This is a genomic window from Streptomyces similanensis (assembly GCF_039543625.1).
GTDB lineage: Bacteria > Actinomycetota > Actinomycetes > Streptomycetales > Streptomycetaceae > Streptomyces > Streptomyces similanensis.
Map to the genome: position 1 here is coordinate 1 of NZ_BAABKC010000063.1, position 13,356 is coordinate 13,356.

8 protein-coding genes and 1 pseudogene are annotated in these 13,356 nt (G+C 75.8%); 1 reads left to right on the top strand and 8 read right to left on the bottom strand.

Features of this window, described 5'->3' with window-relative positions; all coding sequences use genetic code 11:
- Positions 1–351: pseudogene (locus ABEB07_RS21455) on the top strand (serine/threonine protein kinase); the annotation flags it as partial.
- A gap of 235 nt (positions 352–586) precedes the next feature.
- Here the strand turns inward: ABEB07_RS21455 and ABEB07_RS21460 are convergent.
- The 8 genes from ABEB07_RS21460 to ABEB07_RS21495 form a co-directional block, all read right to left on the bottom strand.
- Positions 587–1,405 carry a TrmH family RNA methyltransferase gene (locus ABEB07_RS21460; RefSeq protein ID WP_345669854.1) on the bottom strand — a complete coding sequence of 273 codons (819 nt, stop codon included), beginning with the start codon at positions 1,403–1,405 and terminating at the stop codon, positions 587–589.
- 56 nt (positions 1,406–1,461) lie between these two features.
- Positions 1,462–2,694, bottom strand: a complete 1,233-nt coding sequence (gene cobA, locus ABEB07_RS21465) for a uroporphyrinogen-III C-methyltransferase (RefSeq protein ID WP_176148272.1) — start codon at positions 2,692–2,694, stop codon at positions 1,462–1,464.
- Positions 2,695–2,906: 212 nt separating this feature from the next.
- A complete protein-coding gene (cobT, locus tag ABEB07_RS21470; RefSeq protein ID WP_345669855.1) occupies positions 2,907–7,406 on the bottom strand; it encodes a nicotinate-nucleotide--dimethylbenzimidazole phosphoribosyltransferase in 4,500 nt (1,499 codons plus the stop codon).
- 394 nt (positions 7,407–7,800) lie between these two features.
- Positions 7,801–9,018, bottom strand: coding sequence for a precorrin-6y C5,15-methyltransferase (decarboxylating) subunit CbiE (gene cbiE, locus ABEB07_RS21475; protein WP_345669856.1), 1,218 nt, complete (start codon positions 9,016–9,018; stop codon positions 7,801–7,803).
- A 121-nt stretch (positions 9,019–9,139) separates the two neighbouring features.
- On the bottom strand, positions 9,140–9,778 hold the full coding sequence (locus ABEB07_RS21480; protein ID WP_176148275.1) for a GNAT family N-acetyltransferase: 639 nt from the start codon (positions 9,776–9,778) through the stop codon (positions 9,140–9,142).
- 173 nt (positions 9,779–9,951) lie between these two features.
- Positions 9,952–10,791: a MetQ/NlpA family ABC transporter substrate-binding protein gene (locus ABEB07_RS21485; RefSeq protein ID WP_345669857.1), complete on the bottom strand. Its 840-nt coding sequence runs from the start codon at positions 10,789–10,791 to the stop codon at positions 9,952–9,954.
- Between the two features lie 88 nt (positions 10,792–10,879).
- Positions 10,880–11,674, bottom strand: a complete 795-nt coding sequence (locus ABEB07_RS21490) for a methionine ABC transporter permease (RefSeq protein WP_345669858.1) — start codon at positions 11,672–11,674, stop codon at positions 10,880–10,882.
- Entirely contained in the window at positions 11,671–12,735 is a 1,065-nt protein-coding gene (locus tag ABEB07_RS21495) for a methionine ABC transporter ATP-binding protein (protein WP_345669859.1), read from the bottom strand. The genes ABEB07_RS21490 and ABEB07_RS21495 overlap by 4 nt, the downstream gene beginning before the upstream one ends.
- Positions 12,736–13,356: the final 621 nt, after the last annotated feature.

The window sequence follows — 13,356 nt, forward strand, 5'->3', positions numbered from 1 at the left end:
ACGCCGCGCGCCCGGAGCGGGGGTGGCCGGCCGATCCCGGCCTCCCGCGGCGGTTCCCGGCCGAGCGGCGGCTGCCGTCCGGCCCCGCGGGCCGGCGGCACCCGGCCGCGGCCGCGCAACACCTCCACCGGCCGGCGGCCGGCCAATCCCCGGCTGCTGCGGCAGCGGCTGTTCGTGTTCGTGGTGGTGACGCTCCTGGTCGCCCTCGGCATCGCGGTGGCGCAGGGCTGTCAGGGGCCCTCACGCGGCCTGGGCGGCGACGGCGGCGCGGTGACGGACACCGGTCATGTGGCGGCGGCCCCGGCCCTGCGGGCGGCGGCCCCCGGGGTCCGTCCCACCGAGGGCCGGTAACCGGTCCGGCGACGCGGCCGACCGCCCGGCTTCAGGACAGGGACCGGCCCCGTCGTGCGCTCGCGGCCGCGACGCGGTGCGGCCCCCGGGACTCGTGCCGATGGCCGGGGTGCGCCACCCAGGTCGCGGGTGCGCGCGCCGAGGACCGGGCCGCGGCCGACGGCCCACAGCCCGCAGCCCGCAGCCCGCAGCCCGCACATGTGCGTACCCCGGCCGCGTGCCCCGCGGTTCCCGGCTACGCCGTCGGGCGGCCCGCGGTCACCGCGTAGAAGGCGACCGCGGCCGCCGCGCCGACGTTGAGGGAGTCGACGCCGTGGGACATGGGGATGCGGACCCACCGGTCGGCGGCCGACAGGGCGCGCGGGGACAGGCCGGTGCCCTCGGCGCCCAGCATCAGGGCGACCCGGTCCATCCGGTGCGGGGCGGCCTCGTCCAGCGGCTCGGCCTTCTCGTGCGGGGTGAGGGCGAGGAGCGTGAAGCCGGCCGCGCGGACCGGCTCCAGGTCGCCCGGCCAGGCGTCGAGGCGGGCGTACGGCACGGAGAAGACGGCGCCCATGGAGACCTTGACGCTGCGGCGGTAGAGCGGGTCGGCGCAGTCCGGGGAGAGCAGCACGGCGTCCATGCCGAGGGCGGCGGCCGACCGGAAGATCGCGCCGATGTTGGTGTGGTCGTTGACCGACTCCATGACCGCGACCCGGCGGGCGGTGCGCAGGACCTCGGCGGCGGCGGGCAGCGGCTTGCGCCGCATGGCGGCGAGCGCGCCGCGGTGCACGTGGTAGCCGGTGACCTGCTCGGCTACCGCGGGGTCGGCGACGTAGACCGGGGCCGTCAGGTCGTCGATGACGTCGCGCATGGTGTCGACCCACTTGGCGGACAGCAGCATCGACCGGGTCTCGTAGCCGGCCTCGCGGGCCCGGCGGATGACCTTCTCGCCCTCGGCGATGAACAGGCCCTCGGCGGGTTCGCGGCGGCGGCGCAGCTCGACGTCGGTCAGGTCGGTGTAGTCGTGCAGACGCGGGTCGGCGGGGTCGTCCACGGTGATGAGATCGGCCACGGGGGTGTTGCTGCCTTGTCCTGGTTGCGGTGCGACGGGCGCGGGGCGGGGGCGGGTCATTCGGCGGCGGGCGGGCCCACCGCGACGACCGGGCCGACGACGATGACGGCGGGCGGCCTCACGTCCTGGGCGCGCACGGTCTCGGCGACGGTGGCGAGGGTGGCGTCGACGCGGCGCTGGGCGGCCGTCGTGCCCTCCTGGACCAGGGCGACCGGGGTGTCGGGGGACTTGCCGTGCGCCACGAGCGTCTCGGCGATCCGGCCTATCTTGTCGACGCCCATCAGGATCACCAGGGTGCCGGTGAGCCTGGCCAGGCTCGGCCAGTCGACCAGGGAGCGCTCGTCGTCCGGGGCCACGTGCCCGCTGACCACGGTGAACTCGTGCGCCACCCCGCGGTGGGTGACCGGGATGCCGGCCGCGCCCGGGACCGAGATGGAGCTGGAGATGCCGGGGACGACGGTGCAGGGGATGCCGGCCTCGGCGAGCGCCTGGAGCTCCTCCATGCCGCGGCCGAAGACGTAGGGGTCGCCGCCCTTGAGGCGGACCACCGACCTGCCCTGCTTGGCGTGCTCGATGAGCGCGTTGTTGATGGCCTCCTGGGCCATGTACCGCCCGTAGGGGATCTTCGCCGCGTCGATCACCTCGACGTGCGGGGGGAGTTCGGCGAGCAGGTCGCGCGGGCCGAGCCGGTCGGCGATGACGACGTCGGCCTCGGCGAGCAGCCGCCGGCCGCGCACGGTGATCAGGTCGGGGTCGCCGGGGCCGCCGCCGACCAGGGCGACGCCCGGGGTGCGGGTGCGGTGGTGGGGGGCGACGAGGGTGCCGTCGCGCAGGCCCTCGACGACCGCGTCCCGGACGGCGGCGGTGTGCCGGGGGTCCCGGCCGCGCGCGTCGGTGGTGAGCACGGCGACCGTGACGCCCTCGCTGTGGCCGGTGGCCGGGGTCCAGGCGGTCGCCGCGTCGGCGTCGTCGGAGCGCACGCACCACACGCGGTGGGCCGCCGCCTCGGCGGAGGCGCGGGTGTTCGCGTCGTGGTCGCTGGTGGCGATCAGCGCGTACCAGGCGTCCGCGAGGTCGCCGTCCCGGTACGGGCGCCGCCGCCAGGCGATCTCGCCCGCGTCCGCCATCGCCTCCACCGACGGGGTCGCCCGCGGCGACACCAGCACGATGTCCGCGCCGGCCGCGATCAGCGCGGGCAGCCGGCGCTGGGCGACCTGACCGCCGCCGAGGACGACCACGCGGCGGCCGGTCAGTCGGAGGCCTACGGGGTAGGCGGGGTGTTCGGCCATGGGAGAGCGGCTCCTCGTCCGGGCGGCCTCGGCGGGGCGGCGCCGGGCAGCGGTAGAAGCGGGGGAAGCAAAGGAAGCAAGGGAATCAGGGGGGGCTGGGGCGCTACGGCTCCGGAGCGGCCCTGACGTGCGGATTCTAGACGTGGCTTCAGCGTACGGCCGGGCCGGGGGTGCGCGCAGGAGTGCGCCCCCCGGCCCGGGCCGGCGTTCGGCTACTTCTCGGTGACGCCCGCCGAGTCGAACGTCGCCACCTCGTGCATGGCGCGCGCCGTGCTCTGCACCAGCGGCAGGGCGAGCAGCGCGCCGGTGCCCTCGCCCAGGCGCAGGTCGAGGTCGACCAGGGGGCGCAGCCCGAGCTTGTTGAGGGCGGCCACGTGTCCAGGCTCGGCGCTGCGGTGGCCCGCGATGCAGGCGGCCAGCACCTCGGGGGCGATGGCGCGGGCGACCAGGGCGGCAGCGCCGGCGCTGACGCCGTCCAGGATCACCGGCGTACGCAGCGAGGCGCCGCCGAGGAGCAGGCCGACCATGGCGGCGTGCTCGAAGCCGCCGACCGCGGCGAGCACGCCGATGGGGTCGGCCGGGTCCGGCTGGTGCAGTTCCAGGGCGCGGCGGACGACCTCGGTTTTGCGGGCCAGCGTCTCGTCGTTGATGCCGGTGCCCCGGCCGGTTACCTCGGCGGGGTCGGCGCCGGTGTAGACGGAGATGAGGGCGGCGGACGCGGTGGTGTTCGCGATGCCCATCTCGCCGGTGAGCAGCGCCTTGTTGCCGGCCGCCACCAGGTCGCGGGCGGTCTCGATGCCGACCTCGATGGCCTTCTTGGCCTCCTCGCGGGTCATCGCGGGGCCGGCGGTCATGTCGGAGGTGCCGCCGCGGATCTTGCGGGGCAGCAGGCCGGGGCTGGCCGGGAGGTCGGCGATGACGCCGACGTCCACGACGCAGACCTCGGCGCCGACCTGGGTCGCGAAGGCGTTGCAGACCGCTCCCCCGCCCAGGAAGTTGGCCACCATCTGGGCGGTGACCTCCTGCGGCCACGGGGTGACGCCCTGGGCGTGCACGCCGTGGTCGCCGGCGAAGATCGCGACGGCCGCGGGCTCCGGGATCGGCGGCGGGCACTGCCGGGACAGCCCGGACAGCTGCGCGGAGATGATCTCCAGCATGCCGAGCGCGCCGGCCGGCTTGGTCATCCGCTTCTGCCGCTCCCACGCCTCGCCAAGCGCCTTGGCGTCCAGCGGCCTGATCCCGGCGACGGTCTCGGCGAGCAGGTCGTGCGGGTCCTCGCCGGGCAGGGCGCGGCGGCCGTACGTCTCCTCGTGCACGACCCAGGACAGCGGGCGACGCTTGGCCCAGCCGGCCTGCATCAGCTCGGGCTCGTCCGGGAACTCGTCGACGTAGCCGACGCACAGGTAGGCGATGACCTCCAGGTGCTCGGGCAGGCCGAGGGCGCGGACCATCTCGCGCTCGTCGAAGAAGCTGACCCAGCCGACGCCGAGCCCTTCGGCGCGGGCGGCGAGCCAGAGGTTCTCGACCGCGAGGGCGGCGGAGTACGGCGCCATCTGCGGCTGGGTGTGCCGGCCGAGGGTGTGCCGGCCGCCGCGGGTCGGGTCGGCGGTGACGACGATGTTCACCGGGGTTTCGAGGATGGCCTCGATCTTCAGCGCCTTGAACTGCTTGGCCCGGCCCTTCGGCAGCGATCTGGCGTAGGCGTCGCGCTGCCGCTCGGCGAGTTCGTGCATGGTGCGGCGGGTCTCGGCGGAGCGGATGACGACGAAGTCCCAGGGCTGGGAGTGCCCGACGGACGGCGCGGTGTGCGCCGCCTCCAGCACGCGCAGCAGCACCTCGTGCGGGATCGGGTCGTCGCGGAAGCCGTTGCGGATGTCGCGGCGCTCGCGCATCACCCGGAGCACGGCCTCGCGCTCGGCCTCGTCGTAGCCGGGCGCGGCCGGGCCGGTGGACTGCCGTGCTTCTGCCACTGCGGCCGTGCTCTCTTCCTGGTGCTGTGCCTGGTGCTCTGCCTGGTGTTCCTCTTGCCCGGCGGCCCGGGCGTCCGGGTCGTCCGTGTGCTGGACCACCCGGAACGCGGGCCCCTCGCCGGGCGTGGCGGGCACGCTGTCGCCGTCGCGGGGGGCGGGAACCGTGAGCAGTGGCTCGGCCTCGGCGTGCGGGGCGGCGGGCTGCCGCGCCGGTACGTCGTGCGGCTCGGCGGCCGGGGGCTGCCGCGGGGTGCGGGGGGCCGAGCCCTCGACCGGGACGAAGTGGCCCACGGGGAGGTCGGGGCGGTGCTGCGCGGGGACCTCGGGGAGCACCGGGGCCTCGGGAAGCGCGGAGGCTTCGGGGAGCGCGGGGGCCTCGGGGAGCGCGGGGGCCTCGGGGAGAGGGGCGCCGTCTGCCGGCTCGCTCTCCGCGACGGCCGCGGGCGGTTCCTGGGGCTGGGGGGCGGGCTGGGCCGGGGACTCGGGCTGGGAGTCGGACGCGGGCTGGGCCTGGGGCTGGGCCTGGGCCTCGGGTTCGGTCTCGGGCTGGGCGGTCTGCGGTGTTTCGGCCGCTGCGGCCGCCGGGGCGGCGAACTCGGCTGCGGCGTCGGCAGGTTGGGGCGTCTGCTCGGGCGCGGGGGCCGTCCGGGGCTGGGCGGGGACGGCGGGGTGCGCGTCCTCGGCGGGGGTGGCTTCCGTGGGGGCCTCGGTGGGGGCGGACGCGAGAGGCTGGGCTTCCTCCGCCGGGGCGGGTGCGGCGTCTGCGGGGGCCCGGGCCGGGGCGGGTGCGGCGTCCGTGGGGGCCTCGGCGGGCTCGGGGGTGCCGGTCGCCGGGGGCGTGGGCTCGGGTTCGGCCGCCTCGGCGGCGGCGGGGGCCTCGGAGGTGGGCGCCTCGACCGCGGGGGCCTCGGGGGTCGGGGCGGCTGCGGGCGCGGCGTCCTGCGGGGCGGTTTCCGCGGTCGGCGCCGCCTGGGGCGACGCGGGCTCGATCCGCTCGGCCGCCTCGACGGGCGCGGTGACGCCGACGCCGGCCGGTGTCCGGGGCGCGTCGGTGACGGCGGATGCCTCGGGCTCCGGGGCGGGGGCGGCCTCGGGCGCCGCGACGGGTTGCCGCGCCTGCGGCTGGGCGGCGTCGGGCGCGGTCACGGGGACCGCTTCCGCCGCTACCGCCGCTTCCGCCGTCTGCGGGGCCTCGGGGGCCTGTTCGGGGGCGACGGGCGGCGCGGGTGCGGTCGGCTCCTCCGCTGCGGGGGCGTCCTCGGCGGCCGGGGCCGGCTCGGGGGCGGGGGCCTGCGGCGCGGGGGCGGCCTGGCCGGCGGCGAGGGGCGGTTCCGGAGCGACCGACTGTTCGGGGACGGCGGCCGGCTCAGGGACGGCAAGCGACTCGGCGGCGACGGTGCTCTGTTCCGGAACGGCCGCCTGCTCCGGGGCGGCGGCGGTGTTCTGGTCCGGAACGGCGACCTGCTCAGGGGCGGCGGCCGGTGCCGCGACGGCGCCCGGCGCCTGAGCGGCCTCAGCGACGACCGTCTCGGGGACACCGGCGGTGGCCTCGGGGACAGCGGCCGTCTCGGGGGCAGCGGCCGTCTCGGCGGGCACGGCGGCCTCCGGGATGTCGACGGCCTCGGCGGCCGGGACGCCGTCCACGGCCGGTACGCCCTCGGCAGCGGTCGTGGGCGACCGCTGCGCGCCCTGCGGAAGCCGCGCCTCCAGCGCCTCCTGAGCCGGGGCCGGGGGAACCTGCGGGACGGCGGCCGCCTCGGTCGCGGGGCCGTCCTCCCCCTCGCTCTCCTCGGCCGCTTCGGCGACGGGCTCGGCCTGGGCGGAGTCGCCCACGGCCTCGGTCTCGGCCTCCGGCGCGGGCGCGGTCTGCGGGCTCTGCTCGGCCGGAACGACGGCCGGGGCGGCCTCCGGCGCCTGACCGGCCGCCGGGGCGGCCACGGCCTGCGGCGCCGGGTCCGGCGTCTCCGCAGCCGGGGACGGCTGGGCGGCCTCGGGCCGCGCGGTCGCCGTGTCGGCCGGGGCGGCGGCCTCCGCGGCGGGGGCGACGGCGGGAACGTCTTCCTGGGCGGGGGCTACGGCGGCGGGGGCGCCCGCCTGGGCGGTGAGGCGGGCCACGGCGGCCTGGGCGGCGTCCACCGACTCCGCGGCCGGGGCCGCCTGCTCCACGGCCTGTTCCACCGCCGGCTCCGGGGCGTCGGCCTGGGGCGCGGCGGGAGCCGTCACGCCCGGCTGCGCGGCCTGCGCGCCCCAGGGGGCGGCGGCCTGCACAGCCGCCTCGCGCCCGTGCTGGGCGTCCAGGTACTCGAGGCCGGGGGCGGGCTGCCCGGACGGCCGGGCCGGCACCTCGGCGGGGCCCCGGTCGGCCAGCGACCGCACCGGGCTCGCGGAGGCGTCGGGGATCGGCGGGCCGAGGTGCAGCGGACGGCGCGGGGGCGTCGCCGCGGCCGGCGGCGCGGCCATCGGGTCGGGGTGCAGGACGCCGCTCAGGTCGACGGAACCGCTGTCGCGGCCCGACAGCTCGTGCGGGCCGGGCTGGTGGACGGTCTCGACGACCGGCTCGGGGGCGGGCGGGGGCACTTCGTTGCCCCACGCGCCGTGGGAGCCCGGGAGCAGCAGGTCTTCGTCCTCGGCGGGAGACTCGGAGAGGTAGGTGTACACGCCGTGCGCGGGGACGCCCGGCTGCTCCACCATCCCTGCGCTCTCCGGCAGCCCCTCGCCCGGGATCTGGCCGGTGTCGGTCATGCGTACCCCTCGCCCATCGGTTAGTGCCTCTACGACCAGCTCACCGGGAGCGGCGCACCGACCGCCCCGCAGTGAAGAACGAGCGTGCGTGCCCGGCGGCACGAACGACCCGCCCAAAAAAGGCGACAAAGCCATTGAGTGGCATTGTCGCGGTCGTCCGGCCGCCGCGACAGCGTGATCCGCCGCGGCTCGCTGTGGACTGCGCCACGTTGCGCGTCCTCCGGTTCCGCCGTACCACACCCCTCGTACAACGGGCGGGTTTTCCGGACATTGACGAACGAATCTCCGGACCACCCAGCGCGGTACAACGATCGGCCAGCCTACCGCGCGCGGTACGACAAGCCGATCACGGGGCGTGGTCCTATGGCCTCGTCCGTCGCCCGGCGGCGGCCGCTCAGCGAGGGGACTCGTCGCGGCCGAGTTCCCCGGTGAGCAGGAACGCGACGCTCCGCTCGGTCTCGGTCCAGGCGCGGGTGTCGAGTGCGACGGACTGGAGGAGGGCGCACTCGACGCGGTAGCCGTGCTCGGTCAGCTCGCGGCCGATGAGTTCGGCGGCGTCGCGGGTGGCGGCGTGCGTGACGATGCGCTGCGGGCGCCGGTCGGCGACCGCGTCCACGACGGCCGCTCCCCCGCCGCCGACGCGTACGACGTCGGGTTCCGGCAGGTTCTCCAGGATGTGCGGGGCGTCGCCGAGCACCACCTGTGCCTGGACGCCGAAGCGGCGGGCGGCGGCCTCGGCGCGGGCGCAGGCCCCGGGGTCGCGGTCGACGGCGATGACGGCGGCGCCGGCCCGGGCGGCCTCGGCGGTGAACGCGCCGCTGCCGCAGCCGATGTCCCAGACCAGGTCGCCGACGCGCGGGCCGAGCCGGGCGAGTTGGGCGGCGCGGAGCAGATCCGTTTCTCCCTCGCCCAGTACGCCGCCGTAGGTCTCGGCGGGCTGGGTCCAGCCGCGCGGTCCCGCCGCCGGGTCGCGGCCGGCGATCCAGCCGCCGTCCTCGGCGGCGCCGGACCCGCCGCCGATGACGATGACGACGTTCGGGTCGCGCCAGGTGTGGTCGGCGGCCTTGTCGGAGGTGACGACGGTGACCTGTTCGCGGTCGGTGCCGAGTTCCTCGCAGATGACGAAGGTGCGGTGGACGCCGTCCAGGAGCAGGCCCAGTTCGGCGGGTCCGGCGCCGGGCGCGGTCAGCACGGCGACCTTGGTGTGGGCGCGGCAGACGTTCACCGCGCGGCGCAGGGTGCGTTTGTGGGCGACGACCACCTGGGCGTCGTCCCAGGGCATTCCGGCGCGGGCGAAGGCGGCGGCCACCGAGGAGACGGCGGGGACGACCTCGACCTCCAGGCCGAACTCGGGGGCGCGCAGGGTGCGTACGACGCCGAAGAAGGCGGGGTCGCCGTCGGCGAGGACCACGGCGGTGCCCCGGTGGCCGGCGATGCGGCGGGCGGCGAGGCCGACGCTGCCGAGGCGGATGCGCTCGGCGGTGGGCGGCACCTCGGGCAGTGCCAGGTGGTGGGCCGCGCCCGCGACGAGGGTGGCGGCGCCCAGTGCGCCGCGTGCCGCGTCGGTCAGCGGCGAACCGTCCCAGCCGATCACCGTGACCCGGTCGGCCATCGTCGTCAGTCTCCAGGGATGTCGCTGGTCGTCAGGGGGCGCCCGCGGGCGGGCTCCGTGAGATTACCCGGTGCGGCCGCGGGCCGCGCGACGGGGCCGTACCGCCGAACGGTCCGTCCCGTCAGTTCCAGTCGGCGAACGAGGTGAAACCGCCGGTGTCGGCGAGTTCCCCGTCGGCGCCGTCCAGGTCCTCGGGCAGCAGGCTCCACACGATGAAGTCGGTGCGCACGTCGGTCCAGGCGCCGTCCTCGGCGCGCACATGGGCGATGCAGGCGTTGCGCAGGACGCCCTCGCTGATGCAGCCGATCTTCTGGGCGACCTGCTGGGAGGCGGCGTTGTCGGCGGCGGTGCGCAGTTCGAGGCGCTCGAACTTCTGGTCGCGGAACAGCCATTGGGCGGTGGCCAGGGCGGCTTCGGAGGCGTAGCCCTCGCCGCGGGCCCAGGGGGCGATGACGTACGACAGCTCGGTCGAGCGTATGTGCCAGTCGGTCCGGCCCAGCTGGACTATGCCGACCAGGCGCTGGGTGAGGAACTCGGTGACCGCGAGGTCGAGGCCGCGGCCGGCCGCGCGCTCGGCGGGCGCGTGCTCCCTGATCCAGATGCGGGCGCGGTCCTCGCCGAAGGGCTGGGGGACGTCGGTCCAGGCGGCGACCTGTTCGTCGTTCATCATCTCGGCCAGGGCGGGGGCGTCGTCGTCGTCGAGGGGACGCAGCACCAACCGCTCCGTGCTGATGGAGATGTTGGGGAAGGTGCTCGTCATGCGCCGCTCCGTAACCTTCGGAAATTCCGTCAGGGCCTGCTGAACTGCCCAGCATGCAGCATCGCGGCGCCCGGGCGCACCACGGGGTCCTCCCCGCCGTCCGGACGGCGTGGGAAGGACCCCGTGTGCGGTGCCGCGTGCGCGGCTCGGCGCGCGGGCGCGCCGGGTGCGGATCAGAACGCGGGCACGACCGCGCCGTCATACTTGTCCTCGATGAACTTCTTCACCTCGGGCGAGGTCAGCAGCTTGGCGAGCTTGACCACCCGCGGGTCCTTCTCGTTGCCCTTCTTCACGGCGAGGAAGTTGGCGTACGGGTTGCCCTTGGCGGACTCGGCGGCCAGGGCGTCCTTGGCCGGGCTGAGCTTGGCCTCCAGGGCGTAGTTGCCGTTGATCACCGCGGCGTCGACGTCACCGAGCGAGCGCGGCAGCTGGGCCGCCTCCAACTCCTTGAACTTCAGGTCCTTGGGGTTGCCGGTGACGTCCTTGGGGGTGGCGTCGTAGCCGGCGCCCGCCTTCAGCTGGATGACGCCGTTGGCCTCCAGCAGCTTCAGCGCGCGGGCCTCGTTGGTGGTGTCGTTGGGCAGGGCGACGGTGGCGCCCTTCTTCAGGTCCGTGAGCTTCTTGAGGCTCTTGGAGTAGACACCGAGCGGCTCCAGGTGAACATCGGCGCCGGGCACCGGGACGATGTCCGTGCCGTTCTTCTTGTTGAAGTCGTCGAGGTACGGCTTGTGCTGGAAGTAGTTGGCGTCGACCTGGCCCTGCTGGACGGCCGTGTTGGGGGTCACGTAGTCCGTGAACTCCTTGACCTCCAGCTTGAGGCCGGCCTTCGCGGCCAGGTGGTCCTTCACGTAGGTGAGGATCTCGCCCTGCGGGGTGGGCGTGGCGGCGACCGTCAGCGTGGCGTTCGGATCGGCCTTGCCGGCGTCGGAGTCGGACCCGCCGCAGGCGGAGAGCCCGAAGGTGAGGGCTCCGGCGGCCAGGACGGCGGTGGTGATCTTGGCGGTGTTACGCACGAAAAGTGCCTTTCCTAGGGGTGGTGCGCCCCGTCTTGGGTGAACGGGGGGTCTGGGGGGTGTCGCGGCGGGGGGCGCGGCGCGGGTCTCAGGCGACCTTGCTCACGTCGGCCGGGGCGGCGTCGCCGGGAGGCGTGTCACCGGGGGCGGCGGCCCGGGTCACGTCGGCCGCCGCGGGCTCCTCGGCCTTCAGCAGCCGCAGCCTGGGGCCCGGACCGCCGCGGCCGCCGCGCCGGTGCAGGGCGCGGGCCGCGAAGTCGCCGGCGAACTGGATGACGGAGATGACCACGGCGAGGATCGCCACCGTGATCCACATCAGCTGGGTCTCGAAGCGCTGGTAGCCGTAGCGGATGGCGATGTCGCCGAGGCCGCCGGCGCCGACCGTGCCGGCCATGGCGGAGTAGCCGATGAGGGCGACGATCGTGGTGGTGGTGCCGGCGATCAGCGAGGGCAGCGACTCGGGTACGAGGACCTTGCGCACGATGGTCCAGGTGTTGCCGCCCATCGACTGCACGGCCTCGACGAGTCCGCCGTCGACCTCGCGCACGGCCGTCTCGACCAGCCGGGCGAAGAACGGGATGGCGCCGATGGCCAGCGGCACGATGGCGGCGTCCCGGCCGATCGTCGTGCCGGTCACCCAGCGGGTGAAGGTCATCAGGGCGACCATGAGGATGATGAACGGCATCGAGCGGGCGACGTTCACCAGCTGGCCGATGACCTTGTTGGCGACGACGTTCTGGAGCAGGCCGCCGCGGTCGGTGAGGACCAGCAGGACGCCGAGCGGGAGGCCGGCGACGACGGCTATGAGGGTGGACCAGCCGACCATGTAGAGGGTGTCCCAACAGGCCTGGGACAGCAGCGGCTGCATCTCGGACCAGCTCACTTGGCGCCCTCCTTCACCAGCAGGGCACGGTCCGCCGGGGCGTCGGCGGCGTGGCCGCCGCCGTCGACGACGTCGATCTGGAGGCCCTGCTCGCGCAGGAAGCCGATGGGCACGACGTTGTCCTCGTAGCGGCCGGGCAGCTCGATGCGCATCCGGCCGACCTGGAGGCCGCCGACGGTGTCGATGGCCGCGCCGAGGATCGAGATGTCGATGTTGTAGGTGCGGGCCAGCTGGGAGATGACCGGCTGGGTGGCGGCCTCGCCGTGGAAGGTGACGTCCACGACGGTGCGGTCCTCGCCGGTGGCGTCGCCGCCGACCGGGAAGAGCGCGGCCGCCAGCTGCGAGCCGGGGGTGGCGAGGAGTTCGCTGACCGTGCCGGATTCCACGATGCGGCCCTTTTCCATGAGCGCCGCCGAGTCGCAGATCGACTTCACGACGTCCATCTCGTGCGTGATGAGCAGGACGGTCAGTCCGAGCTGCCGGTTCAGGTCGCGCAGCAGCTGGAGGATGGAGCGGGTGGTCTCCGGGTCGAGGGCGCTGGTGGCCTCGTCGGAGAGCAGCACCTTGGGGTCGCCGGCCAGGGCGCGGGCGATGCCGACGCGCTGCTTCTGGCCGCCGGAGAGCTGGGCGGGGTAGGCGCCGGCCTTGTCGGCCAGGCCCACCAGGTCGAGCAGTTCGAGCGCCCGGCGGGAGCGTTCCCGGCCCGAGGCGCCGAGGATCTCCAGGGGCAGCTCGACGTTGTCGCGCACGGTGCGCGAGGAGAGCAGGTTGAAGTGCTGGAAGACCATGCCGATCCGGCTGCGGGCCTGCCGCAGCTCCCGGCCGGCGCGCGGGCCCCGGCCGGCGAGCGCGGTGAGGTCGCGGCCGGCGACGGTGACCGTGCCGGAGGTGGGACGCTCCAGCAGGTTGACGCAGCGGATGAGGGAGGACTTGCCGGCGCCGGACTGGCCGATGACGCCGAACACCTCGCCCTCGCGGACGTGCAGGTCGACGCCGTCGAGGGCGGTGACCTCGCGGCCGCGCGAGCGGTAGACCTTGGTGAGGCCCGATGTGGTGATCACGTGGGTTTCCGTCACTGTCGAGTGCGCGGCGCGTCGTGGGCGCCGGGCACGGCGTTCATGGTCGGGTGCAGCCGTCGCGCGGCGCGCTTCCCGTGGATGAGCCGGGGGCGGAAGGGGAGACGTGCGCGCGCTGGGGGCGTTCCCGCGCCGCTGTGGGCGGCGGGGACGGGCTCGGCCGCGTACGCCGGACGGACCGACGCGGGCGCGGACATGAGCGGGCTCTCGCTTCGGGGCGCGAGGCTCAGGTGGTGCGGGGGCCCTCTAGAAGGCGCACATTCGACGCGTAGGACGCGTAGGACACAGACAACGAGCACCGGGCGTCATCGTCGCCTCGGTCGCAGGGATGCGGCAGCTCGTCGTGGTCATGCGGTCAGTAAACCAGACCCGGCCTGCTGGGAGGACACCCACGTCCGGATAGTGGACACGCGTGGACGCGGTCCGTCCGACTCCGGGCCGGCGCGTCCGTACGTCGCTGACCAGCGCCGACGGGCCGGACGGGCCGTGGCGGCGGCCGTCGGCGGGGCCGGGTCCGGGGCGGTCTGTGGCCAACGCCACGACGTCCGGCGGGCGCCGCCGCACGCGTACGGGCCGGCCGGTACGGCGGGGCGCCGCGGGCGCGCG